The sequence below is a fragment of the Cephaloticoccus capnophilus genome (assembly GCF_001580045.1).
In the GTDB taxonomy this organism is placed as follows: Bacteria; Verrucomicrobiota; Verrucomicrobiia; order Opitutales; family Opitutaceae; genus Cephaloticoccus; species Cephaloticoccus capnophilus.
The window spans coordinates 27,511-53,740 of sequence record NZ_LSZP01000060.1 but is presented as its reverse complement, the minus strand read 5'-3'; the positions used below and the strand labels follow the sequence as shown (position 1 = coordinate 53,740).

The following is a 26,230-nucleotide window of genomic DNA, read 5'->3' as shown; positions in this document are numbered from 1 at the left end:
TCATGATTGCAGGGGGTAGGGGTGGTTCTACGGTCGCCCTTTTTTTCGGATGCAACCGCATGCCACAAAGCGCATTTACTCCCCAAGATCGCTCGAGTTTTGGTTCCAAAAATTGAGTGAAGACTGGTCGAAGCGCTTTAAGGACAGCCAATTAGAACAAGGGCGGCGATTTTATCGCGAAGGGCAGGTGCGGGAGCTGGAGTTGACAGAGGGCGAGGCGATCATCCACCGCCGTGTCGATAAGCGCGACGAATACGCGCTCATTGAGTGGGAGGCGACGGAGGAGGGCCGCGAGCGGCTCAATGTGCGCTCTTCGACGACTAATTTGGAGGAGGCGCGTGCGCTGGCCGTAGCGGGGTTTTATGAGATCGAGGAGCTCGTCGCTGACGAAATCCCGGCAACCGCGATCGAGGGTGGCGAGGCAGAGGAAGAGGCCCCGCGCGAAGTCGCGAAAAAGCCGACCCATGAGAGTGGCGGCGCGCGTCCCGATCGCGACTTGCTGCTCGTGTTTAAGGTGAAGTCAGCGGGCTTAAGTTTTCGCGCATTTTGGGTCGATGAGGCGGGGCGGCGCAGTCCGGCCCTTGGGGCTGCGGCGCATGCGCAGGCGGAGGGCAGCGCCAGCGCGCATGTGAGTAGTGCGGAGCGGGCGAAGCTAATCGGGCTGGCCGCTTACGCGCGGAAGGCACACTTGCACTACGACCAGCAGAGTGGGGTCTACTTGATGGAATCGCTCGTCGAGATTCCGCAGTTTTTGAAAACGACCTTGCTCGCTTGGGAAAAGATTTTCCGTATCGAGCTCGACGAGCGGGCTGGGCACCTGATGGAGGGCACGCGCTCGATCGATATTGAGGGAGTGGTCGCCAAAGCCTTTGCGGCTTCCGCGCGACGCGCGGCGGCGGCCGCGGAGCTTACGGAAGGGATCAACCTGCGTTGGATTTTCCGTGCGGGCGAGAAGCTGCTTTCGCCGAGCGAGGTACGGGCCTTGCTCAAGAGCGATGGGCAGCCGGTGATTTTGCCCGATTTAGGGATTGTGCGAATCGAGCCCGAGAAGCTCGCCTCATATCAGCTGTGGAGCGGACACTCACAGGGGACGCAGTCCCTTTTGCTCGGCCCGGAGCTGCCGTCGCAGACAGGGCTTCACCGCCCAGAGGAAAAAGGGGATGGGGCTGAAGTCCGATCTCCGGCTCAGCAGACGAGCTCGCTTCCGCCGTACTTGGCCTTCTCGCTTTTTAACGATTCGGGCCTGCGGGTGACCTTGACACCGGAGGTCGAGGCGTGGCGGCAGCAGGTGTTGGCAGTGCCGCCGCCGAGCGCGGATTTGCCGGAGATTTTGCGGCCTTACCAGCGGCGCGGTGTGGAGTGGATGGCGCACTTGGGCGAGGTGGGCTGTCACGGGCTTTTGGCCGACGAGATGGGTTTAGGGAAAACGCTCCAGGTCATCACGCTTTTAGCGAAGCATCCGGTTAGACCAGATGCAGCGCCCGCCGTGCAAAGCGGAAGCGTGATCGCAGCGGGCGGCTGCGAGGCTGAGTGGGCGCCGAAGCCGCTTCCCTCGCTCGTGGTTTGTCCGGCGAGTGTGGTGCCGGTGTGGGTGGAGGAGATTGCGCGTTTTGCCCCCGAGTTGCGCACCGCAGTGCTCAATGCGGGACACGATTTTGCGAACGACCGGCGCGGCGACTTGGTGTGGATTGCGAGCTACACGCAGCTTCGCAAACACCGCGATCAATTGGCCGCAGCGGACTTTGGCTATGCGGTGCTCGACGAGGGCCAATTTATCAAAAACCCAGATGCGAAGATTACGCAGAGCTGCTGGGAAATCCGCGCGCGGCGGCGGATCGTATTGACGGGTACGCCGCTCGAAAACCGTCAACTCGACCTATGGAGCTTGTTTCGGTTTTTGCTGCCCGGGCTACTTGGCACGCGAGCGGGCTTTGAGGCCGCGCTGGCTGCCGACCGCGTGGGCACGACCGAGCGGCTACGCGCGCAGCTCGCGCCGTTTATCTTGCGGCGGACGAAGCGCGAAGTCGCCAAGGAGCTTCCGCAGAAGGTCGAGATTGAGCTGCTGTGCCCGCTCAGTGACGTGCAAAAAGCGGAGTACGCGCGGACTTGTGCGGAGGGCTTGGAGCGGCTGGGCGAAGACATGGCGGCGGCCTTGCGCGAAAAGTCGTTTGGCTTTCTCGCGCTGCTCACGCGGCTGCGGCAGACGTGTTGCGACCCGGATTTGCTGCCCTGGCGCGAGGCACCGCTGAGCGATTCGGGGAAGCTCACCTTGCTTGTGGAGAAGCTCGCCGAGGTCATCGATAACGGGCACAAGGTCGTCATCTTCTCGCAGTTCGTGAAACTGCTCGACCGCGTGAAGGCGGCTCTGGATGTGCACTATCCGCTCTTGCCTCGCTTCGAGCTGACGGGCGCGACGCTCGATCGGCAGCGGCCAGTGCAGGAGTTTCAGACCGCCATTGGCGCGGCGGCGATGTTGGTCTCGCTCAAGGCAGCGGGCACGGGGATTACGCTGCACGCGGCGGATTATGTGTTCTTGCTCGACCCGTGGTGGAACCCGGCGGTCGAGGCGCAGGCGATTGATCGGGTACACCGTATTGGGCAGACGAATACCGTTTTTGTTTATCGAATGGTCACGGCGGGGACGATTGAGGAGCGGATCCAAGCCCTGAAGGCGGAGAAACGAGAACTGTTTGATAAACTGCTCGGCGGCCCGGGCGGCGGCGGCGGGGATATCGACCTTGGCGCGCACTTTGCCTCGCTGCGAAGCTTGGTGGAGCTGGGCGAGGGGGCGCAGACGCTTTCCTCGAGCGGGCCTCTCATTGGAGGAGCGTCAGGTACTCCCGAACTTGAGCCGGCCGAGTTCTTGGAGCTGCCACGAGCGGCACCACGGCTCGACCTCGCGGCCTTGGCGGCGACGCTTCCTAGTGTTTCAGACGCGCCTTCGCTACCATCCAGCGCGAAGCCCGTTGACTCTGCGCTCGAGCTGCCGCGGCGTGAGACTGCGCAGCAATCGGAGTTCGACTTTTGATTTGGCTGTGCCGAAGAGTCCGAGCTTGTCCCCCGCGATGAAGGCAGTCACTGACCCGGCCAAACAATTCATGCAGCGCTTACTGCGTTTGATGCGTTGGCGGGTGTGGCTGGCGGAGAAGCTGCACCCGACCGAGTGGCAGGTGACGCTGCTGTGGGCGGCCTTGGCGGGGCTACTCGGTGCGCTGGCCGCCTTGTTCTTCTCGGCTTGCGCGGAGGGGATTCACCAAGTGTTGACGAATTCGACGGCGGGCGTGGTCGAGTCGATGCGCGTTTTGCCGTGGTGGGCGCGGCTGCTGGTGCCGGCGACTGGCGGGTTTTTGGCGGGGATGGTGCTGCTGCTCGGCGCGCGGTTTTTGAAAGGGCAGAGCGCGACCGACTACATGGAGGCAATCGTCATCGGCGATGGGCGGCTGCCGCTGCGGACTAGCTTGGTCAAAATCGCGGCCTCACTGTTTACTATCGGCTCGGGCGGCTCGGTGGGGCGCGAGGGGTCGATGGTGCAGCTCGCGGCGGTGCTCGCGTCGTTGGTCGGGCGTTGGCGGAGGTTTTCGCCGCAGCAGTTGCGCTTGCTAGTGGCCTGCGGGGCTGCGGCGGGAATCGCCTCGGCGTATCACGCGCCAATTGGCGGCTCGTTTTTCGTGGCAGAGATTTTGCTTGGGACGATTGCGATGGAGAGCTTGGGGGCACTTATCGCTGCCGCCGTCGCGGCGACCTTGACGATGCAGGTGTTGGGGAGCTCCGGCGCGATTTACGAAGTGCCGCGCTTCGAGCTGCACTCGCCCCTAGAGATGGGGCCCTACTTGGTGCTGGGGCTTCTGGCGGGAGCAGTCGCCCCGTTTTTCCTAAAATCGCTGCGGCGGGCGGAGTCCCTGTTTGTCGAGACACGCTTGCCGCTCGTGGCACGGTTGACGCTCGGGGGGCTGGTTGTGGGAGCGATTGCGATTAGCGTGCCCGAGGTTGCGGGAAATGGATACACGGTAGTCGTCGATATTTTAAATGGGCGGATCGCGTGGGTGGCCTTGATTGGCATCCTCATCTGCAAATGGCTGGCTACCGCCTCTTCGGTGGGGTCGGGCGCGCAAGGTGGCGTGTTTACGCCGACGCTGTTCATGGGCGCGGCCGGGGGCTATCTTTTTGGCACGGCGGTCAACGGGCTTTGGCCGCAGGCAGCGATCGACCCTTCGGCGTTTGCGCTAGTGGGGATGGGCGCGTTCCTCTCGGCGGCGAGCCGCGCGCCGTTGATGGCCGTCATCCTGCTCTTTGAGATGACGTTGAGCTACAACATCATCTTGCCGCTGATGCTGTGCAGTGTCGTGGCCTACTTCATGGCGCGGGGAATCGACTCGCACTCGCTGTATGGCGAGGTCCTGCGGCGTAAGGAGGCGGAGAGTACCTCGCATGTGCTGGAAAGCCGAGTGGTGCGCGACCTCATCAAGGTGGATCCTCCTACGGTGAGCCCGCGCGCACACTTTGCCCAGTTGGCGAAACTCTTCCTCAGCGTGCGGATTAATAATGTGTATGTGGCCGACGAGGTGACGCGCCGCTGGATAGGCGCAGTCTCGCTACACGACATCAAGCCTTACCTAAGCGAGCCCACGCTGGTCGACCTCGTGCTGGCAGGCGATATCTTGCGCGAAGACTTCCCAACTGTGCGGCCCGAGCAATCGCTGAGCGAGGCCTTAGGGAAGTTCATCGGCAGCGAGGTCCAGCGGCTGCCAGTGGTCAATGCGAGCGGTATCCTACTCGGCAGCATTTCCAAAAACGACCTGATGCTGGCCATCGTCGAACAGGGGAAAAGCGGCGAGCGTGCCGCAACAGCGTAAGGGCAGAGCTTCCACTGCGCGTGGGGCGGCAGCGTGTCGCTGCACCCGTTCAATTTGGGATTTCGGCTCGCGCTATCGCGCGAAAGCGAAATCCCAAATTTGAAAGCATTCCCCCCCTGTCGCGTTGCGACAGGGCGAGAAGTAAAAGGGAGAGTAGAGTGATAACCCGTTTGGGCGAAGTGGGGAAAATCACGGATAAATCCACGTCCTGAAGTTTGGGTTCCTTTTCACAGAGCCGCTTGGCTGCTGTGCGAATGCACAGCAACCAAGCGGCTCTGTAAATGGGTGCAGGCACAGCCTGCCGCTCCACGCGTAGTGGAAAAAACGCAGTAGCGCGGCTCGCGTTTGAAACGGGAACAGCCCCTAGGGCATTCCGTGTGGAATTACGCATTTTTTACGCCGAAATTCTAATGGCGGGCGCGCTTGGCTAAAAAAACTGCGCTAAAAGGCGATTTAAATACGTAGTTATACGTATTCTCTACGTACTTTTTGATTGTAGTGAGAGGTTCGCGGGTCGGGTTACGTAAATAACCCTAGGAGAAATGTACTTAAACGACTGCCCTCATGCGCCCGAGTTCCGAGATAGTAAGAGTATCTTACGCCCCCACCCGAGGCATAAGATACTCTTAAATAATAACTTAAGTAAGTATTTTAGGGTAGTCTTCGGACTTCTGGTCGGCTTTGGAGCGGTGAGCCTGCCGCTTGATGCACAGGTCATTGTGCTGGTGCCGCCTTCCGATAGTTACGTATGGGACAAAGGGGCAGGGACACAAAGTTGGGGTGACGGCGCAAATTGGTCGCACCCAGACCCGAACAAGGACAATCAAGTGCCGCCGGATGACGCGGCGGTATTTTTTGGTGCGCTCTCAAGTTTTGGGGCAGATCTAGATGCGCGGGAGGAGGTCGTGATTGCGGGGGGCACTTCGATTGGGTCGCTTTGGTTTGAGGGGCATGAAGAAGGTCCGGGCTACACGCTGTCGAGCGATGGCGGGCTCACTCTGGGGGCGAACGTGGGCGATCAGGAGCATATCATTGCCGTGGCCGATTGGTATCGGTCGCGCGAAACGCGAATTTTCGCTCCCACGATTTCGATTCATAGCACTGCCGCGTCCACCGTGCGGATTAGCAATCAGAGCCTAGCGGGGCTCCTCATTTCAGGGCAGCCCACTGGCATCAACGACCCACTGGCCACGGGCAGCACCTTCGGCATTGGCTCGCATAAGCTCCAAATTCGCGGCGGCTCAATGACTCATATCGCCTCGGGCCTCACCGGCACGGGACGAATCGATGTGGATACAGATAGAACGCAGCTCATCTTGAACGCCAATAACTCAGGATGGACGAATGGCTCGCTGAATATTGTGGGCCATGCGATCGCGGTCATCAAAAACAGTGGGGCACTAAGCGCTACCACGACTGTGAATCAATTCGTAACCGAAACCGAGCTCAACCCCAGGTCCGCTAATGGGACTTTAATGCTGCGTTCGACGCTGGACACCGCACCGAACGGGCTGACGCTCGCGCCCAAGGAGATTTACGTCTTTAGCCAAGGCGCGGGCCGGAGTACTAATATTGATAACCCCTCCGGCTCAGACTACCGAAAAGCAGCTGGCTTTTCCGGAGCGATTTACAACGATAGCGGCGACAACACGATCAGCTCCGCGATTAAACACAGCAACCCACAGTTTAGTGCACTGTTTCCTACTTGGTTTTACTCACGATCTGGAAACCTTAAGCTCACAGGAAAGATCGATATCGAGAGTAGTATGTTTATGAAAGACGGGCAAGGGGTGATTACCTTGACCTATGCCGATAATGTGCAGTTCCCCGACCAAGGTAACAAGGGGACTGGAGGGACTCAGATTGTGATGGGCGAATTGAGGATCGAAAACTCGCACTGGGCACTTTCTGGAGGCTTTAATGCGGAGCTAAGCTTCGCGACGACACTCCTTTTGTCAGGAGGCGTTTTGGGGCTGGGAGTCGATACGCACTTCACACGGAAAGTGAGTGATGGGGGGTGGGAGAATGGCGCTTTGCCGGCGGGCTCTGTGAAATGGATAGGGGCCCGGGGAGGTTTTCTCGCACGCGGGACCACGGAAAAGACCGTGAATCTCACGGTGTCACACGGTCCGCCAATAAGTTCATCGGTGGATAACGTAACGGCGGGCGGGAGGGTTAACTGGCACAAAGGTGGCTTTATGGGGAGCTGGGAACATAGATTCGCAGACAAGGATACTATTAACATGCAAAACGGAGGGCGTCTTGTCCTCGGCTCAGAAACTTACGAGGGCTTCCTCCACTGGAAAAACGATATCTACTTTGGGAACCATGCTCAGTTCCAAGCAGAGTACGAGGCGTTGCTTGCTGACGCGGGGCTGGACACTAATAGCAGGTACACGAATCAGCGGGTGATTGAGATACAGGAGGGCGTGGCCCAGATGGAGGGGGCGCTGAGTGGTGAGGGCTTTGGCTTGGTCAAAACTGGGGAGGGACTCCTGCGGCTAACGAGTAGCGCTTCGTCTTACGATGGCGGAACCCGTATCGAAGCAGGTGCACTTCAAGGCGACGTCAACAATCTCAACTTCACCAACCTCAGACTCGCGGGCGGCGTCTATATGCCGAATATGAAGAACCGCGCGAACGAGGTGTTTACCGTATCCCTTGGCACGGGAAACGGGGAGTTCCGGTGGCTCGGCAGCGGCGGCTTTGCTGCGGGGGAGTCGTCCACCACGATTCGTATCGGAACCGATCCTGAGAGTTCACTTTCTTGGGAAGACGAGCATTTCCTGAGCGATGGGAGCGAGCTTATCCTTGGGCACTCGCTGTCGAGCGCGACGCTTACCTGGGACAAGGCGCTTGAGACGAATGGCACTCAAACCGTCCGCGTGGCGCGAGGACGCCTAGACTCGGTCGATTACGATGCGGTGCTCAATCAAAGCGTCAGTGGCACGGGGCTTGTAATCGTGGGCGATGGGCGTCTCGCGATGCGGGCGGCGAACGCGCTGAACACGTTTAGCGTACGGGGTGCCACGGTGACTCTGAATGAGGCGGGCGCTCTTCCGGGCATTCTGGTTGGCGGTGTTCTGACAGGAACACAGATTTTCGTCCGCGAGTCGGGAACGCTCACACTTGATAATCGTACGACTGACCTTGCGGGACGACTCGGGGCAAACTCTACGCTCACACTCGACGGCGGCACCTTTCGCTATCGCAAGGGTTCGGGCTCGGGCGCGCGCGACACCGAGACGCTCGGCACGCTCAAGCTTGAGGGCGGCAGCAATACGATAGCGATCGAAGCGACCGGAGCGATGGTTCTGGAGTTCGCGGGCTTCGATCGCAACGACGACGAGCGGGCGACACTCGACTTGATAAGCGAGGCGGTGTTTAGCCCGACCGGTGTCCGGCTACAACTTCCCAATGCGCAGAACGCCTTTGGCGACTTTGGCAATATGAGCCCGTGGGCGACCGTTAACGGAACGGATTGGGTGAGCCAAGATGCCAACGGCACCATTACGCAACTCGCGGACTACGTGACTGCTGCCCCGGGGGCGACTTGGACGACCACGAGCAACATCAACATCGGCAATACGAACCGGACGCTCGACCAGAGCCGCGCGGTTCGCTCGCTGCGAATGGGTTCGGGAGAGCTCAACCTCGCCGCAGGCCGTACGCTAACGGTTGACTCGGGAGGCCTGCTCTTTGCGAACGGTGCCGCGGGGAAAATCTCGGGCGCAGGCTCGCTGACAACTGCCAGTGGGGGGACGCTTTACGCGCACGTTTACGGTAGCGGAAGCGGGGGCGCTACGGCCGAGATTAATGCGCGGATTACTGGCGGTATCGACTTTGTAAAAGCCGGCCCCGAAACGCTCCGACTCACAAGCGACGGCACGAGTAGCTTTAGGAATATCTACGTCCACGGGGGGCGACTGGAGCTCGATCTCGGTGCCAACGGTCGGATTAACACGACTGGTAAAATCATCGTGGGCGACCGCTCGGGAACGGATGTCCTGCGTCTGCCGAAATACAATAACCAGCTCACTGGCGAGCGGCATATCGTCCTGCGCGGCGGCAACTATGGCGCGGGCGTTTTAGAGTTTGCGCTCAAGCCTGCTGGTCTGCCGGGGACGACTGCCTTTGCCGGAACCACACACCGGCTCAAGACGCTGGAGGTGCAGGGCCAAGGGGTAATCGACTTCAGAGGCGGCGAGGTCGGCATGGCCAACTACCTCTACATCGACGAACTGATCATTGGGGTCGGCTCAAAACTGACCATTCGCAACTGGTTCGAGGGCGAAGACTACCTCCTCGTCCACCGCTCCAAATACGACGAGTACAGGTACACCGATCCATCCGGCCTTAACGGCGGTATTTTGGCTAACACTAACCAACGCGTTGAATTCGAAGGCTACAGTTTCCTCTACATCGCTCACTACAACGAGGACTACTACGAGGTCACACCCTTCCCCCGACAAATGGCCACCTACTTCCCCGAACCGAGCACCTACGGGGCAATCCTCGGTGCGACCGGCTTGGGCTTACTCCTCTGGCGCCGCCACAAACCGCGCCGCCCCAATCAGGAGTAACGTTTTTCCCACTACGCGTGAGGCACTTTTCCACTACGCGTGGGGCGACAGCGTGTCGCTGCACCCATTTACCGAACGCTTGGCCGCCGTGCATTCGCACGGCAACCAAGCGTTCGGTAGAAAGGAACCCAAACTTTGGAGGCGGGAGTTTACTGGTGATTTTTCCCACCTCGCCCAAACGGGTTATCACTCTACTTTCCCTTTTACTGCTCTCCCTATCGCAACGCGACAGGGAGAATGCTTTCAAATTTGGGATTTCGTGATCGCGCGGTAGCGCGATGAGAAATCCCAAATTAAATGGAAGCGGTCACTGACCGCCGCCCCACGCGCAGTGGAAAAAGGGCCCCACGCGCAGTGGGAAAAGTTAGTAGTGCTTTACGTAGCCGTTGCGGCGGAGGCGTTCGAGCCAGCGGTCTTCGCTTTGGCGGCCCATCTGTTGGAGGAGCATGCGCTCAATCTCTGGGCGGACTTCGTCGATTGGCTGGATGCCCGCATATTTGCGCGCTTCGGCGTAGAGGATGAAGCAGCCCTCGGGAGTCATCACGGGGGCACTGATCTCGCCCTCCTTAAGCTCAAAGAGCGGGTCGCTGAATTCGGCCTTTAGGTCGGAGCGTTTTTGCCAGCCCCAATCGCCGCCGCGCGTGCGGCGCGAGTCTTGGCTGTGCTGGCGGGCGAGTTCGGCAAAGCTTTCGCCGGCGCGGAAGCGGGCCACGATCTCGCTAGCGCGGCTGTAGTGCTGGGGCTCGGTTTCGCCGGGGGCGCGGTTTATCTGGATGAGGCGGAGGTGGACGCTGTCTTCTTGGTAAAAGCGGTCTTGGTTTTCCTCGTAAAAAGTCTCAATGCGGACGGGGCTGATAATGCTTTCGGAGCGGCGTTGTTGGGCGCGCATGTAGCCGTAGATGATGTCTTCCTCTACCTCGCGGCGATACTCGCGCATGGTGATTCCGCGAGTGCGCAGGTAGGAGAGGAACTTGGAGCGATCATTGTCGAATTGCTCGGCTTGGATATCGGCGATGCGGCGGTCGATGAAGCCGGGTGGGATCTGCCGTTTATCGTCTTTGCGAAATTCCTTAATGATGAGGACGCGGTCGATGAGGTCTTGGATGATGCTGTCTTGGAGCTCTTCGAGGCGGCGGGTAAAGTCGGCTTCGTTACGCGCGGAGCGTTGGATTTCGGGGATGAGTGGGGCGATTTCGCGGCGGATATCGTCGACGGTGATGACTTTCTCTTCGACGATTGCCGCGATGCCGTTGGCAAAGCGTAGGTCGAGGTTGTCGTTTTGGGCGTGGAGGGCGCTCGTCGCCGCGAGGAGGAGCGAGCAAACGAAGCCGAGAAGCGCGCGGGGCAGCGGGGACGTGGTCATGAGTTGGGCGGCGAGTCGGGTAAATTGTTTAGGAAAATGAGAATCTCGCGCAACCGTAGGAGGGGCTTGGGAGCGGTCAATCGTGGAAACCGCGTGCCGTGCTGCACCCAGGGCTGCTTGGCCGGGTTATTTGGCGGGGAGCCGTTGCTTGCGCGTCCGGGGGGAGCGCTGGGCGTATTTAGCGGTTTTGCCCGCAAGCACTTCAATTTCGCGCCTTCGGTTTCGACGGAGAGGATTCCCTTTTGCTCCGCGCGGATGCGGATTTCCGTGAGGGTGAGCAGGGCGTTTACCGGCTCGCCGAATTTGCCGAAGCGGTCGCGTAGCTCGGCGGCGATTTCCTTGAGTTGCGCAGACGAGCCCGCGAGTGCGAGGCGGCGGTAAAAGTCGATTCGCAGCCGTGTCTCGGGGATGTAGTTGGCGGGGAGGCAAGCGCGGATGGGCGCGAGCGGCGGCGCGGCAGCGTGCTCGGCGTCTCTGAGCGCGGTATAGCCGGACACAAACTGTCCTTTGTTTTGCGTGCGGCGGGTCGGCCGCAGGTCATCGCCAGCTTTCGTTTCCGCGGTTTCACGGTCGTCGCCGACTACGACGAAGTCGAGTTTCACGGTGGCGCGGATGGCGGCGGCTTGGGCTTCGCCTTTGAGTCGGGCGACGGATTGGCGGAGGAGTTGGCAGTAAAGCTCGAAGCCTACGCCGACGATGTGACCGCTTTGCTGGGAGCCGAGGAGGTTGCCCGCGCCGCGCAGTTCCAGGTCGCGCATGGCGATGCGGAAGCCTGCGCCGAGTTGGTTGTGTTGGCGCATCGCGCCGAGTCGTTGCCGCGCGATGTCGAGCAAGCGGCTGTGCCGGTGGAGGAGGAGGTAGGCGTAGGCTTGGTGTTTGAAGCGGCCCACGCGGCCCCGCAGTTGGTAGAGTTGCGAGAGCCCGAAGCGGTCGGCGCTTTCGATAATGATGGTGTTACAGTTGGGGATATCGAGGCCGCTCTCGATGATGGTCGTGCAAACGAGGACTTGGTAAGTGCCCGCGACGAAGTCGGTCATCACGCGTTCGAGCTCGGTCGGCTCCATTTGCCCGTGCCCGACGCCGACGCGCGCGCCGGGCACGAGCTCGCGCAAACGCGCTGCGATGAGGTCGATGGTTTGCACGCGGTTGTGCAGGTAGAAAACTTGGCCGCCGCGTCGGAGTTCTTGGTGGATGGCTTCGGCGACGAGTTTCTCGTCATAGGTTTTGACAATCGTATGAATGGGGTGCCGGTCGGCGGGCGGGGTCTCGATAACGCTCAAGTCGCGTGCGCCGGTGAGTGCCATGTAGAGCGTGCGCGGGATGGGCGTGGCACTCATGGAGAGGACGTCGAGCGTGGCGCGGAGGGCCTTGAAGCGCTCTTTGTGCTTCACGCCGAAGCGTTGCTCCTCGTCGACGATTAGAAGCCCGAGCGATTTAAAGGCGACGTCACTTTGGAGCAGCCGGTGCGTGCCGATGAGGATGTCGACCTGTCCGGCGGCGGTCGCGGCGAGGATTGCCTGTTGATCTTTGCGAGAGCGAAAGCGGCTGAGCATCTCGACGACAATCGGGTAGCCGGCCATGCGCTCGCGAAAGGTGTTGAGGTGCTGCTGCGCGAGAACGGTCGTGGGGACGAGGAGCGCGACTTGGCGGCCGCCTTGCACGGCCTTAAATGCGGCGCGGATGGCGACCTCTGTTTTCCCAAAGCCGACGTCGCCGCAAATGAGCCGATCCATCGGGCGAGTGCGCTCCATGTCGGCCTTGGTGTCCTCGATGGCGCGGAGTTGGTCGCGGGTCTCGGTGTAGGGGAAGGAGGCTTCAAACTCCTTTTGCCAATCGGTGTCTGCTGGGCAGGCAAAGCCGGGCTGGGCCTCGCGCGCGGCGTGGATGCGCAGGAGCTCGGCGGCGAGGTCGATGGTGGCGCGTTCGGCGGCTTTGCGCGTTTTTTCCCAACGGCCACTGCCGATTTTCCCGAGCTGCGGGCGCACTTTGGTGAGGCCCACGTAGCGGCTGATAAGGTGCGACTCTTGGAGCGGCACATGAAGCGTCACTTGCTCGTCGAACTCTAGGGAAATGACTTCGCGTGGGCCTTGGGCGGTGTCGAGCGTAGCCAGCCCGCGAAAGTGCGCGATGCCGTGCTGCAGGTGCACGACGTAGTCGCCTTCGACGAGTTCGGAAAAATCGAGGAGCTGGTCGATTTGGGCGCGCTGGGCGACTTGCTGTGTGGTGGCGCGCGGACGGCGTGCGCGCTGCCGGCCAAAGATTTCTACCTCGGTCACGAAGGCCAATCTGCGCGGGCTGGAGTCCGCACCAGAGCGATAGAGGAAGCCTTCGTTAAGGCTGCCGATATGCGTTTGCACACGGAGTGTTTTCGCCAGCCCCTCTTCCTCCAAAATCTCGGTCATTCGCTGGGCCTCGCCGTCTCGCGAGGCGACGAAGTGGAGCGCGTATCCATCGCGTTGCCACTGGACGAGTTGTTCGAGGAAGTCGCGGCGCGCATCGGCCTCGGCGGCGACGCGTTCGTGGGCGAGGAGGGCCTCGGTGGGATAACGGCGGTGGAGCGCGAGTGGGTCGCAGACCCTTTTGTCTAGCGAGGGGCGCGCCGGCCCTTCGGCGTCATGGGGTGGCGTCGGGAAAAGCTCACTCTCCTGCTCGATTTCGCAGAGGCTGATGCTGAGTGCGGCCTTGGCGCGAATGGTGGAGAGTGTTTCGAGTGGGTCGGCCTGGCCTTCGCCTTCGCTTGTGGTTTCGCGCCTAAAGACTTCGTCGAGTTCGGCCGCTTCGATGAAGACGAGTGCCGTGTGGTCGGCGGGCAGGTAGTCGGCGAGTCCGCTACGAGCGGGATCAAGTTTTACACGGGGGGTTGCGGAGAGCGTGATCGACTCGACGGGCGAGCCGGAGCGCTGCGTTACGGGATCGAGCAGCCGGATGGATTCGATTTCGTCGCCAAAAAAATCGACGCGGTAGGGCTGCGTGGCGGTGATGGGATACAGGTCGATAATGCCGCCGCGCACGGCGTAGTGGCCGGGGGCTTCGCAGAGCGCTTCGCAGTCGTAGTCGAGGGCTTGGAGTTGCTCTAAAAGTCCGGCGAAGGGCTGGGCTTGGCCTGTGCGAAGAGTGATTTCGCGCGAGCTTAGCGCCTCGAGTGCGGGGACGGGCTGGAGGAGCGCGGGCAGCGTGCACAGGACGACGAGCGGTGCGCCAGCGCGTGCGTCGAGAGGGGCTGAGCGGCGGCGAGTGGAGTCGCCCGCTACAGTCGCACGGAGTTCGCGCAACTTCGACAGCACAGCGAGCCGCTGGCTGGAGGCGGCGAAGGCGTCGCGCATGTCGCGCGTGTCCGGCATCGCTTCCGGAAAGGTCGCCGCCTCTATTATGGGGCGCGGGGGCGCAGCCCGCTTTTTTTTCGGCGCGTGCTCGCGGTCGCAGGCCGAGGCGCGCGTCTTTGTGCTCCGAGCTTCGCCAAGGTTCTGAAAAAACGGGATGTCTTCGGCGAGGTGTTCGGCGGTTTTAGCGTCAGGGGCGACGACGAGCCAGAGCGTTTGCTCCGGGTGCGCGGCGATGAGCTCGGCGAGCGCGAGTCCGCGCGCCGGTGGACAGACACCGCTGACGACTTGGGCCCTGGCCTTGCTCATTCCGTGTCCGTCCAATGGGCCAGTGCTTCGCGGGCGGCGGCTTCTTCAGCGCGTTGCTTGGAGGAGCCGCGCCCGGTGGCGATCCGCTGATCACGGAGGCGGAGGGCGACTTCAAACTCGCGGGCGTGTGCTTCGCCGTGGGTGGCGATTACCTCGTAGTGGAGCGCGTCATTTCCGTAGCGCGGTTGGACGCGTTCCTGGAGTCGGCCTTTGGGGTTGGTGTCGGGTGCGGCGGCGGCGAGTTTTTGGGCGATGTCGCCATAGAGCCGGAGGACGATTTCACGCGCAGTCGGCAAGTCGGAGTCGAGGTAGATGGCGGCGACGAGGGCTTCAAAAGCGTCTTCGAGGATCGAGTCGCGCAGGCTGGCCGTCGCGCTGGTGTTGTCACTGCCAGTCGGATTTCCGGTGTTCGCTGTGCCGGTGTTCGTGCGCTCGCTTTGGCCGACGCGGATGTGTTCGTAGAGTGCGATTTCGCGGGCGAGTGCGCTTAGCGTGCTGCCTTTGACGAGTGCGAAGCGTTTAGTGCTGAGGGCGCCTTCGCGGTCGTCGGGGTAGAGCGAGTAAAGCGCCTCGGAGAGGATGAGTTGGAGGACGGAGTCGCCCAAAAACTCGAGTCGTTGATTGCTTTGGTCTCGGTCTCGCTCGCAGACCGTTTTTTGGGGCGAGCGGTCGTTGCCCGCTCGGCGGCGAGGCAGCTCGTTTAGCGCAGACGGGTGCGTGAGTGCCTGCTCCAGCAGACGCAAGTTGCGGAAGGCGTAGCCGATTTTTTTTTGTAGGGGGCGCAGGCCCTCTTCATTGGCGAGTGGCCCTTGTCCGCTCGTCAGATTCTGGTGGGGCGCATTCATGGGGTAGCTTACGAACTCGCGCTGGAATAACGTTTCAGCCCGCAGTGGAAAACGATGACGGTGAGCGCGAACCAGAAGGCCGCTGCGCCTGCGAGCCAGAGGCAGAGTTGGGGATTAAAGCCGTAGAGGATTGTTTGTGCGGGGGCGTTGCTGACGATGACGACGGGGAGCGTCCACACGAAGACGAGTTGCGTAACGCCTCTAAATGCTTCGCGCGGGATTCGCGAAAACGAGAAGAGCGTAAAGTAGCTGCCTTCGAGTCCTTGCGCGTTGGTGATCCAAAAGCTCAACGAAACCATGGTGAGCATGAAGCTGTAGTGGATGACCAGCCCGCAGCCGACGAGGAACGCATAGGTGGCGAGGTCGAGGAGTGAGGGCGAGAGCCCGAGTTCGCGAGCGGAGTAGGCGACGAGGGCGATCGCGACTACCGAGTTGGCTAAACTGTCGAGGTCGAGCTTACGCGTCGAAGCCATGAACATGAGGTTTCCGGGCTGCGCTAGGAAGAAGTCGAACTTGCCGGTGCGGATGTTGTCGCCGAGTTCGTGGATGTTTGCCCAAAAAAAGCCGATCAGCAAACGTTGGACGAGCATCGATGTGCCCAGGAGGAGGAGCATCTCGTATTTGCTCCATCCGGCGATTGAGTCGGTGTGCGCGTAGATGACGCTGACAAGCAGTATGTTGATCCCCATCCAGAATAGCTCGACCGTGGACCAAAGCAGGAAGTCGGCGCGAAACATCAGCGTGCGCGTGACCGAGTAGCGCACACTGGCGAGCCAGAGTTTTAGGTAATAGTTGAGCTTATGCATCGTGGGGGCGCGGCGGGACTTTAGCCGCCGACTGCGGTATGGAGCCATAGCCCGCGTTTCCATAAAAAGTGACTGACAAGGAAAAGCACGCAGACCCAAGCGCTCTGAATGAGGAGTCCGCTGGTGGCGCTTTCTAGCCCGATGCGGCCGGTGAGGATCGCTGCGGGGAAATACATTTGGTAATAAAAGGGGAGGTATTGGGCGGCCTTGAATATGGGCGCGGGCATCAAATCGAGCGGGAAGAGGTTACCGCCGAGGACGGTTTCGACCGCGTAGGAGAGCATAATAAAGCCTTGGATTTCCAAGAACCAGAAGCTCAGCAGTCCGAAGCAGTACGCGATGCTGAACTGGATGAGGCCGGAGAGCAGCAGCGCAGGGACTGCGGCGACATAACGCCAAGGCTCGGTGGGCATCACGATGTAGTCGCGTAAAAGCGGGAAGGCGGCGGCGAGCGGGATGAGGACGAGGAACCCCGAGACGAGCCGCGCGGCGAGGTAGAGTGTGAACCGGTAGGCGAAGTAGCTAATCGGCTTTAGCAGGAACTGGTTGATGAGGCCGTTGCGGATTTCGTCGCTGACTTGGTGGTCCTCATTCGCGGCAGCGACAAAGAACTGGAGGACGATCAGCGAGATGAAGTAGGTCATCGTCTGCCGCACATCGAAGCCGCCGATTGTCGCGTTTCCCGAAAACGCCGCTGACCAAAGGATGAAGACGCCGAGGAGGTGAAACAGCGAGAAGACGCCGCGCAGGAGGAAGTTCCACCGGTAGACGAGATTGCTCTGCAACCCGACAAGGAAGACTTGGGCGTATTTGGAGATCACTAGTGGTATTTTGGGGCGAGCCACTCGTTGGCGGCTCGGCGGGTCATCAGATTTGGCGAGTGGGGCGAGTGCGAGGGGAGCGGCGCGCGAAGGAAAGGGCGTCCTCGCTTAGCGCAAGCCGAAGCGGGTGATTACCTCCTCGCCGAGTGCGCGGTAAGCCAGCGAGCCTGCGCTTTGCGGGTCGTAGTCGAAGATGGTCTGCCCGAAGCTCGGGGCCTCACTTAGCCGCACGCTGCGCGGGATGAGGGTTTTGAAAATCTTATCGGGCAGGTGTGCTTTAACCTCTTCGACGACTTGGCGGGAGAGATTGGTGCGCGCGTCGAACATAGTCATGACGATGCCTCCGAGTTGCAGGTCGGGGTTGATGTTGGCGGTTTTGAGCCGCTCGACGTTGCGCAGGATTTGCCCCAAGCCTTCGAGGGCCATGTATTCGCATTGGAGCGTGATGAGGAGCGAGTCGGCGGCGCAGAGGCTGTTCATCGAGAGCATGCCGAGCGCGGGTGGGCAATCGATGAGGATGGCGCGGTAGTCGCCACTCGCGCGGATGGGCGCGAGCACGCGGCTCAGCAGCGAGAGGTAGTTTTCACTTTGGGCGATCTCGATTTCGGCGGCGGCGAGGTCTTCTTCGGAGGGGATGATTGTGAGCCCGTCAATTGCGGTCGGCGTGAGCATTTCGGCGGCTTCGCCTTCGCCGCGAAGCGGGCCGTAGAGGCTGCGGCCTTCGGTTTTTTCGAGCCCGAGCGCACTGGTCGCATTCGCCTGCGGGTCGAGGTCGATTAACAGCGTGGGGATTTCCTGCGCGGCGAGCGCAGCAGCGAGGTTGACGGCGGTGGTGGTTTTGCCGACACCGCCTTTTTGGTTGGCGATTGTGAAAACCGTGGTGCGTGAGGGAGGGGAAGTGGTAGGCATGAGGCGCGCTCAGTGAGCGCAGCCACTCACGCTCGCACGACAAAATGAGGCAAGCAGCCAGTTTCTCCCTGCTGAGGCTGGGCCTTCCGTGCTCGAAGTGGTGGCGGGGGCACGACGCTTCGCTCAAAGACGTGGTTTTCACTTTTGCGAAGGGGAAAAAGCATCCCACGCTGCGCGCTTTCTTATGGAAGCGACTCGGAATAGTGACGTGGCAGCGAACGGTGCATCTGCGCGGTCGGCGGCGAGCGGTGCATCCGCGAGGGCGGCGGCGAGGGCTGTAGGCACGCGGGCGGAGGCAGATCGAGCGGCATTGGTGATGCCTGTCTTAAGCGCGCTGAGCGTCGGGCACTTGCTCAATGACACGATTCAGACGCTGCCGCTGGCGATGTATCCGGTGCTCAAGGACGCGTTTGCGCTGAACTATACGCAAATTGGGCTTATCACCTTTGTTTTCCAACTCGCGGGTTCGCTGCTTCAGCCTGTGGTGGGAGCGTATACCGATAAGCGACCGAGGCCTTACTCACTGGCGATCGGGATGGGGATTACGCTGGTGGGGCTGGTGCTCCTGTCGCAGGCGTGGAGCTACGGCGTGATTATCGCGTCCGTTGCATTAATCGGGACGGGGTCGGCGATTTTTCACCCGGAGGCGTCTCGGGTGGCGAGGCTCGCTTCGGGCGGGCGGCATGGGTTTGCCCAATCGTTTTTCCAAGTGGGCGGTAATCTCGGGTCGTCGTTTGGCCCGCTGGCGGCGATGCTAGTCGTGGCGCGGGGGCAGGGGGCGGTGCTGTGGTTCGGTCTCGTCGCGTTGCTTGGCATCGCAGTCCTCGGCTGGGCGGGGAATTGGTATGCTGGGTTTTTAGGAAACAAAGCCGAACGGCAGCCGAAGCGAGCATCGGGCGGAAGTGAGCCTGCGCTGCGACCAACGGGAGCACGTAGAGTGAAGCCGTCTGCGAGTGTTGCTAAGACGGCGTGGGTCGTAGGCGTCCTGCTCGTGCTGATCTTTTCCAAATACTTCTACATGGTGAGTATCAGCAACTACTACACCTTTTACCTAATCGATAAGCTGGGGCTTTCGGTTTATGGTGCGCAGCTTTGTTTGTTCGCATTTCTGTTTGCGGTCGCGGCGGGGACGATCATCGGCGGCTTGGTCGGTGATCGGGTAGGGCGCAAACAAGTCATCTGGGCGTCAATTCTGGGCTCGGCTCCCTTCTCGCTGGCACTGCCGCAAGTCGATACGCTTTGGGCGATGGTCGCGCTAACGGTTGTGATTGGCGTAGTCCTCGCCTCGGCCTTTTCAGCGATATTGGTCTACGCTCAGGAACTGATTCCCGGGCGAGTGGGCTTGGTCTCGGGCTTGTTTTTTGGCTTCGCCTTTGGGGCGGGCGGGCTCGGCTCGGCCCTCTTGGGGCGGCTGGCCGACGCGACGAGCATCGAGACGGTGTTCCAGATCTGCGCGTGGCTGCCGCTGATCGGGCTCTTGGCGGGGCTACTGCCTAAGGATCCCGGTGCTGCGAGGCATTAAGGAAGGCCGGAAAACAAACGCCGCGTGGCTCGTAAGCCCACGCGGCGTTGCGAAATGCTGAATAGTTGGCGTGTGGCTCCTCCCTTAAATCAGCGGGATGTGCGGCTCGGTTTCGGCGTCGTAGTTTACGCCGTTTAGGCCGAAGCCGAAGAGTTTTAGGAACTCGGTGCGATAGCCTGCGATGTCAGTTTCGGACTCGAGGTTTTCGGTCGTAATCGTGGGCCAAAGTGCAGCGACGGCGGCTTGGATTTCGGGCCGCATCTCGAGATCGTCGATTCGCACGCGGCCCGCTTCGTCGAAAGTGGGAGTGTGGCCGTTGTAGACTTGGGTCGCAAAGAGTCGGTGCATTTGCTCAATGCAGCCTTCGTGGAGGCCCGCGGCTTTCATCACTTTGTAGAGGATGGAGATGTAGAGCGGGACGACCGGGATGGCTGAGCTGGCTTGGGTAACGAGAGCTTTGTTTACCGAGATGAAGGCGCGACCGCCGCTGGGGCTGAGTTTTGCATCGATGGCTTTGGCGGCGCGGCTGAGGTCGTTTTTGGCCATGCCGATGGTGCCGTTTTGATAAATAGGCCAAGTGACTTCTGGGCCGATGTAGGAGTAGGCGAGCGATTGCGCACCGGGGGCGAGCACTCCGGCAGCGCGGAGCGCGTCAATCCACAGCTCCCAGTCTTCGCCACCCATGACGGCGACGGTGTCGGCGACTTCGGCTTCGTCGGCGGGCTCGATGGTGATGCTGCTGACGATGCCTTTGTCGGTATCGACGGTTTTATTGGTGTAAGGTGCGCCGAGTGGTTTGAGGCAGGATTTGTGGACGGCGCCAGTCTTCGGATGCGTACGGCGGGGCGAGGCGAGCGAGTAAACAACGAGGTCGACTTGGCCGAGGTCGGCTTTGATGGCGTCGATGGTTTGTGCCTTAATTTCGTCGGAAAAGGCATCGCCCATGATGTTGCGGGCATAGAGGCCGTCGGCGCGGGCCGCTTTGGTGAAGGCGATGGTGTTGTACCAGCCAGGGGTTGCGGGGCGGCCTTCTTCGGAAGGGCGCTCGAAGAAGACGCCTAGGGTCGCGGCGCGGGCGCCAAAGGCGAGTGAGAGGCGCGAGGCGAGGCCGTAGCCGGTCGAGGAGCCGATGACTAAAACTTTTTTTGGGCCGCCTTGAATCGACGGCTGGGCTTTTACGTAATCAATCCACTCTTGGACATGGGCGGCGCAGCCCTCGGGGTGAGCGGTAACACAAACGAAGCCACGAACCTTGGGTTTGATAATCATAGAGGCGCGCAGCCTCTAGGGACGACTGCCCTCCCGTCCATTCCAAAAGGGGCACAGCGCCCCGGATCAAAAAACAGCCTGCGGCTGCGCTGCCGCGACAAGATGCGCCCGCCCAACCCAACCCGTTTCCCGCGGCTATCCGCCGGCTCAGGCGTCGAGGCCGAGTGGGCGCAGGTTTTCAAATACTTCGTTTAGCAGCGGTTCGTCTTTGAGGGTTTCCCAAGGGTAGTTGGACGACACGCGGATGAAGCATTGGCTGCCGTTACGGCTAAAGCCGTGTTGCCAGGCTTGCTTGAGCAGGCGGACGGGCGAGCGGGGATCTTCGTACGCGATTGGGCGACCACCGTAGAGATGCCAGAACCAGACGTACTGCGGGTAGTTGCCGTTTTTAAAATGGCGAGCTTCGGCGGTGGGCAGGCTTTGATCACCGGCGAGGCGAAGGGCCTCGCGGGGGCGTGTGCCGTCCTCGACGAGCGTCCAGCCCGCGCCTGGCCAGCAGGCATCGGGCGTGTGCATGGCGACTTGACTGACCGAGGTGCTGCCGGGCTCCCAATAGGCGAGGTAGATGGTGATCTGCAGGTCGCGGCCATCTTCGGTTCTCTTGCGATAGGTGCGCTCGGCGAGGTTCTCGGTTTGGAGCACGCCGCTGAATTGGTAGAGCTTTGGGTTTGCGTTGACCTGCCAGCCTGCCGCGCGGCTTGGGAGCAGCTCCAATAAATCCGGCTGCTGGGCGCTTTCCTCAGGAGCGCGAGTCAGGAGGATAAACCCGAGTACGAGTAAGCAGGTAAGCCCGAGCCCGGAGGCGAGCCCGAGTGAGTCGAGCTTGGGGAAAAGGCGAGGAGTACGGGCGGGCTTGTCCCGAGCGGGTGCTGCTTCGGAGGAGGGTTTTTCCGAGTCGGCAAGCGCTTCGGGCCCAGGGCGGTCGAGAAGGATCGCGAGCCCGCTAAGGAGCGCGGCAGTGATGCCGAGGACGGCGAAGCCGGTCACGTCGTGCAGGGTGCCGGTGATGTCCATCTCGGCGTTGGCCATGAGGGTAAGCGTCAGCGAGCGCAGGAAGTTCATGACGAGTGCCAGCGGTGCCGACAGGCCGATGATGAGCACGCGCGCCCACGTTTGCCGCACGAGACTTGCCGAGAAAAAGAAGCCCGCGAAGACGCAGGAGATTAGGCTGCGTACGCCGCTGCACGCTTCCTCGATACCGACTTGGGTAGTCGCCAGCTCGATAATGTTACCCTGTTGAGTGGCGATGATGCCGAGCAAGTGCAGCGCGGTGATTACGTGCTCAGTCACCATGAGTTGTAGCGCGACGATGAGGCGGCTGTAAGTGCCGGGCGGAATCGGAGCACACAGCAGCCACAGCCCGATCCCTACGAGCACTGGCCAGCAAAAGGGGACGAGCCGCCAACGTGTATCCGAAAGCACGAGGAGCGTCGCGCACAGTAGCATGCAGCCGCCCGCCGTCATCGTAAATACGACGAGCGAGTGACTCCAGCCGACCGCGGCCGAATAGAGGCCGCCTGCTAGGATTGCGAGCAGCCCTCCAGTGAGGAGCCCGAGCGTCGCAAGCGTTTTTAGCCAGTGAGCGGGGAGATAGCGCGGACGGGGTTGCTGCATCCCTTCGCGCAGCAGCAGGAAAAATAGAATCGGGACGAAGAAGCCGTGTGATAGGTCGGGGTTTGTCCGCCAGTGCGGCCAGAGTAACGCGATATTACCTCCCAACAGGCATAGCAACATGACCAAGCTGATGCGAAGCAGCAGCGGGAGCTTTTGAAAAATGGAAATGCCGGAGGCGAAAGTCATAAGAAGTTTCGGCGAAGCGGGGGCGAGTGAAGCTCACTCTACGTAGTTGGGCAAGCTAGGGGTGATCCGTAAAAGCCGCCCAAAACTAAGAAAAAACCGCGTGATGGGTTCGCATCTTCCGCAAAGCGCGTTAGCAGTCTTCGCTCTCCTACTGTCCGACCATGAAATTGAAAACACTTATCAGCCTCCTCGCGGCGAGCCTTGGGCTCGCCTCTCTAGCAAGCGCCCGTGTCGAAATTGGTGCGGCCGCTCCTGACTTCACCCTTACAGACATCGACGGTCATACGCATAGGCTCTCCGACTATCGCGGTAAGACTGTCATCCTCGAGTGGGTGAATCCCGAATGCCCCTTTGTCGTAAAACACTACGAGAGCGGTAATTTGCCTAAGACTCAAGAGGCCGCCACCGCCGAAGGCGTCGTCTGGCTACTTATCAACTCGGCGCATCCCGAAGCACAGGGCGACTATAGCGCAGACGAAGCGCGCGCGTGGCAGGCGAGTACGGGAGCGGCGGCGAGCGCATATCTCCGCGACCCGGACGGCACGGTGGGGCGGCTCTACGATGCTAAGACGACTCCGCATTTGTTTATCATCACTGCGGATGGCTCACTCGCTTACGATGGGGCGATTGATAGCATCCGCTCGACTCGCCAGAGCGACATTGAAAAGGCAGAGAACTATGTAACGAGTGCGCTCGATGCACTCCGGCGCGGTGAGCCTGTAGCGACCACCGTGACTCTGCCTTACGGCTGCACGATTAAGTACTAAATCACTAGGCCACTACTAGGCCACTACTAGGCCACGGCTGGCTTACTTAGAGCGCGCACACCTAATCGGGTGCGCGCTTTTGGTTTTCTTGGCATAGGTATTTTATCGGAGGCTTTGCGCCATAAAAGAAGTGGCGCAGCGGATACCCGCTCGCTGAGTGTCTGCGGGATTATGCGACTTGCGGTTATTGGTGATATTCATGGCAACTTGGCGGCATTGGAGGCGGTGCTTGCCGAGCTTGAGCAGGTTGCGCCCGACCAAATCGTGGTTTCGGGGGACGTGGTCGATGGCGGGCCGGATTCGGCGCTTTGCTGGGAGCGGGTAAAGTCGCTCGGCTGTCCGGTCCTGCGCGGGAATCACGAGCGTTATGTTTTTGATTTCGGCACCGTGCGTGCGGACCCGGTTTGGGCGACGCCGCAATTTGCACCGCTGCATTACACGCTGGAAAACTTGAGCGTGGCCCAGCGCGCCGAGCTTGCGGCGCTGCCGCTTTCGTGGACTTCGCGGGATTGGCCGGGGCTGCTCATCGTCCACGCCTCGCAGCGCAGCGATGCGGACTCGATTTGGCCGCACACGCCAAGCGAGGCGCTTGACCTGATGTTTTCTCAAAATGCGCCGCCGCTGATTGTGCGTTCGCACAATCATTTTTGCTCAACGCGTGAGTGGCGCGGGCGGCGACTAGTGCAGGAGCCTAGGCGGCGGATTGTGACGACGGGGGCGGTGGGGCTGCCACTCGATGGGCATCCGCGTCCCCAGTTTTGCGTGCTCACTCGCAGCCGCTCTGCAGCAGGTCGCCCCGCTGCGATTCGCGTGGAGCACCGCAATGTGGCTTACGATGTCGAGGCGACCTTGCGCCGTTGCCAAGAAACCGGCTACACGGCGCGCGCGGGGGTGCTTGGGCGGATGTTTATGCGCGAGATCGCGACGGGCGCGCCCCAGGTCGTTCCGTTTTTGCGACACTTCAATTTGCTTAAAACCGCCCGCCCCACGCTCAGCCTCGAAGAGGCCGAGCAGAGCTACCGGCAGCTATAGAGCAGCCGCGTGAAAAACCCGTGTATTTGGCGACTCGCCCAGCCGGAAAGGCGGGGGCGAGCTTAGCCGCTCTGGCACGCCGCCCGCGGGCGGCGTGCCAAAAACGAGCGGCGTGCCAAACGGGAAGTCGTCACTGAGCGCTCGGCTATTGTGCGTTGCGGCCGGCTTTGGCGGCTTTGATGCGCTCGCCGTTGTTGAGGATGCGTTTGCGCAGCCGCAGGCTCGACGGCGTCACTTCGAGCAGTTCATCGGCGGCGATGTATTCGATAGCGCGTTCGAGCGAGAGTTGGGTTGCGGGGGTGAGCCCGGCGGCGACGCCTTCGCCCTGGGAGCGGAAGTTGGTGAGCTTCTTTTCGCGCACGGCGTTTACGGCGATGTCCTCATTGCGCGGGTTTTCGCCAATGATCATGCCTTCGTAAACTTTTTGCCCGGGGCTGACGAAGAGTTTGCCGCGTTCTTGGCATTGGACGAGCGCGTAGGTCGTGGTCTCACCCGCCTCGGTCGCAATGAGAGTGCCGGTGATGCGGGTCAAAACTTCGCCCGCGTAGGGGCCGTAGTTTTTGAAGAGGTGGCTCATGATGCCGCGGCCACTGGTGGCGTTGACGACGTCGATCTCCATCCCGATGAGTCCGCGCGTGGTGATGGTGGCCTCAATCATGGTAGTCGTGTTGAGCTTTTCCATGTTGGTGAGTTGGCCTTTGCGGTTGGCGAGGTTTTGCATGATTGCGCCAACGCAGGTGTCGGGCACTTCGATCCACACGGTTTCGTAGGGCTCGAGTCGCTCGCCGCCGTCGCCGCGTTGCTCGATGACGGTGGGGCGCGAGACGAGGAGTTCGTAGCCCTCGCGACGCATCGTCTCGACGAGGACGGCGACCTGCATCGCGCCGCGTGCTTTGACGTTAAAGGTGCCGGCGCGGTCGGGGGCGTCTTCGATGTAGATGGAGACGTTGGTCTTTAGCTCGCGCATGAGTCGGTCGCGGAGTTGGCGCGAGGTGACGAGCTTGCCTTCGGTGCCGACGAGCGGGCCGTCGTTGACCGAAAACTGCATTTCGAGCGTCGGCGGGTCGATTTGCGTGAAGGGCAGGGCGTGACCGGCTTCATCGGCGGTGAGGGTGTCGCCGATGTCGATGTCCTCAAACCCGGCGAGGCCGACGATGTTGCCCGCGCTCGCCGAGTCGGTCTCGGTGGTGCCTAGGCCGGTGAACTCGAAGACTTTGGTGATCTTCGTTTGCACGCGTTTGCCGCCTTCGGAGTGGCGCAGCACGTAGACGGGTGAGCCGACCTTGACGCTGCCGCCGAGGATTTTACCGACGGCGATTCGGCCCACGTAGTCGCTCCAATCGATGTTGGACACGAGCATGTGAAACGGGTCGGCAGGCTTGGCGAAGGGCGGCGGGACGTGGTCGAGGATGGTCTGGAAGAGCGGCGTCATGTCGCGCCGCTCGTCGTCGAGTTTATACATCATGTAGCCGTCGCGGCCTGAGCCGTAGACGACCGGTGCGTCGAACTGCTCGTCGTCGGCGTTGAGCTCGAGGAGCAGTTCTAGGACTTTGTCATACATGCCGGCCGGGTCGGCGTTTTCACGGTCGATTTTGTTAATGACGATGATGACCTTGAGCCCGTGCTGTAGGGCTTTTCGCAATACGAAGCGAGTCTGCGCCTGCGGGCCGTCGTAGGCGTCGACGAGTAGCAGCACGCCATCGACCATGCGCAGCGCGCGCTCGACCTCGCCGCCGAAGTCGGCGTGCCCGGGAGTGTCGAGGATGTTGATCGTCTTATCCTGCCAGTGCACGGAGGTGTTCTTAGCCTTGATGGTGATGCCCTTTTCCTTCTCCAAATCCATCGAGTCCATCGCGCGCTCTTCGACTTGCTGGTGCGCGCGCCAAGCGCCGCCTTCCTTGAGGAGTTTGTCGACGAGGGTCGTTTTGCCGTGGTCGACGTGGGCGATGATAGCGATGTTGCGGATGTTTTGGTTCATGCGATTGGGCTAGGCTGCGATGCGGTGTAGGCGTAGGCGGTTGACGTTTTTTT

Annotated in this window: 15 protein-coding genes; 6 read left to right on the top strand and 9 right to left on the bottom strand. The window is 61.0% G+C overall.

Going from position 1 to position 26,230, the window contains the following annotated elements; translation table 11 throughout:
• Positions 1-112: 112 nt before the first annotated feature.
• The 3 genes from AXK12_RS07850 (at position 113) to AXK12_RS07840 (ending at position 9,436) form a co-directional block, all read left to right on the top strand.
• Positions 113-3,028, top strand: a complete 2,916-nt coding sequence (locus AXK12_RS07850) for a DEAD/DEAH box helicase (RefSeq protein WP_231863602.1) — start codon at positions 113-115, stop codon at positions 3,026-3,028.
• A 37-nt stretch (positions 3,029-3,065) separates the two neighbouring features.
• Complete coding sequence (locus AXK12_RS07845) at positions 3,066-4,853, top strand: ClcB-like voltage-gated chloride channel protein (protein ID WP_082782743.1); 1,788 nt, start codon at positions 3,066-3,068, stop codon at positions 4,851-4,853.
• A gap of 689 nt (positions 4,854-5,542) precedes the next feature.
• Entirely contained in the window at positions 5,543-9,436 is a 3,894-nt protein-coding gene (locus AXK12_RS07840; protein WP_231863601.1) for an autotransporter-associated beta strand repeat-containing protein, read from the top strand.
• Between the two features lie 364 nt (positions 9,437-9,800).
• Here the strand turns inward: AXK12_RS07840 and AXK12_RS07835 are convergent, their stop codons facing one another.
• The 6 genes from AXK12_RS07835 to AXK12_RS07810 form a co-directional block, all read right to left on the bottom strand.
• On the bottom strand, positions 9,801-10,799 hold the full coding sequence (locus AXK12_RS07835) for a peptidylprolyl isomerase (protein ID WP_068713164.1): 999 nt from the start codon (positions 10,797-10,799) through the stop codon (positions 9,801-9,803).
• Positions 10,796-14,428 (bottom strand): transcription-repair coupling factor, encoded by a 3,633-nt coding sequence (gene mfd / locus AXK12_RS07830; RefSeq protein WP_068713162.1) that lies wholly within the window; start codon positions 14,426-14,428, stop codon positions 10,796-10,798. Before mfd ends, AXK12_RS07835 begins: the two co-directional genes overlap by 4 nt.
• Positions 14,425-15,273, bottom strand: coding sequence for a ribonuclease III (rnc, locus tag AXK12_RS07825; protein WP_068713160.1), 849 nt, complete (start codon positions 15,271-15,273; stop codon positions 14,425-14,427). Before rnc ends, mfd begins: the two co-directional genes overlap by 4 nt.
• Positions 15,274-15,281: 8 nt before the next feature.
• Positions 15,282-16,127 (bottom strand): ABC transporter permease, encoded by an 846-nt coding sequence (locus AXK12_RS07820; protein ID WP_231863600.1) that lies wholly within the window; start codon positions 16,125-16,127, stop codon positions 15,282-15,284.
• On the bottom strand, positions 16,100-16,900 hold the full coding sequence (locus AXK12_RS07815; protein ID WP_231863599.1) for an ABC transporter permease: 801 nt from the start codon (positions 16,898-16,900) through the stop codon (positions 16,100-16,102). Before AXK12_RS07815 ends, AXK12_RS07820 begins: the two co-directional genes overlap by 28 nt.
• Before the next feature lie 108 nt (positions 16,901-17,008).
• Positions 17,009-17,809: a ParA family protein gene (locus AXK12_RS07810; protein WP_068713156.1), complete on the bottom strand. Its 801-nt coding sequence runs from the start codon at positions 17,807-17,809 to the stop codon at positions 17,009-17,011.
• A gap of 184 nt (positions 17,810-17,993) precedes the next feature.
• On the opposite strand from AXK12_RS07810, the gene AXK12_RS07805 reads away from it, so the two are divergent.
• Positions 17,994-19,331, top strand: coding sequence for an MFS transporter (locus AXK12_RS07805; protein ID WP_082782741.1), 1,338 nt, complete (start codon positions 17,994-17,996; stop codon positions 19,329-19,331).
• An 84-nt stretch (positions 19,332-19,415) separates the two neighbouring features.
• On the opposite strand, the gene fabV is transcribed toward AXK12_RS07805, so the two are convergent.
• Both fabV and AXK12_RS07795 read right to left on the bottom strand, forming a co-directional pair.
• The gene (fabV, locus tag AXK12_RS07800) at positions 19,416-20,600 is read right to left on the bottom strand and encodes an enoyl-ACP reductase FabV (protein WP_068713154.1); all 1,185 of its coding nucleotides are present in this window, start codon (positions 20,598-20,600) and stop codon (positions 19,416-19,418) included.
• 147 nt (positions 20,601-20,747) lie between these two features.
• Positions 20,748-22,400 (bottom strand): exosortase/archaeosortase family protein, encoded by a 1,653-nt coding sequence (locus AXK12_RS07795; protein WP_068713152.1) that lies wholly within the window; start codon positions 22,398-22,400, stop codon positions 20,748-20,750.
• A gap of 161 nt (positions 22,401-22,561) precedes the next feature.
• Here AXK12_RS07795 and AXK12_RS07790 point away from each other — a divergent pair, with 161 nt between their 5' ends.
• Positions 22,562-23,167 carry a redoxin domain-containing protein gene (locus AXK12_RS07790; protein ID WP_156468933.1) on the top strand — a complete coding sequence of 202 codons (606 nt, stop codon included), beginning with the start codon at positions 22,562-22,564 and terminating at the stop codon, positions 23,165-23,167.
• A 114-nt stretch (positions 23,168-23,281) separates the two neighbouring features.
• Complete coding sequence (locus AXK12_RS07785; protein WP_231863598.1) at positions 23,282-24,199, top strand: metallophosphoesterase family protein; 918 nt, start codon at positions 23,282-23,284, stop codon at positions 24,197-24,199.
• A gap of 145 nt (positions 24,200-24,344) precedes the next feature.
• Here the strand turns inward: AXK12_RS07785 and typA are convergent, their stop codons facing one another.
• A complete protein-coding gene (gene typA / locus AXK12_RS07780) occupies positions 24,345-26,177 on the bottom strand; it encodes a translational GTPase TypA (RefSeq protein WP_068713148.1) in 1,833 nt (610 codons plus the stop codon).
• Positions 26,178-26,230: the final 53 nt, after the last annotated feature.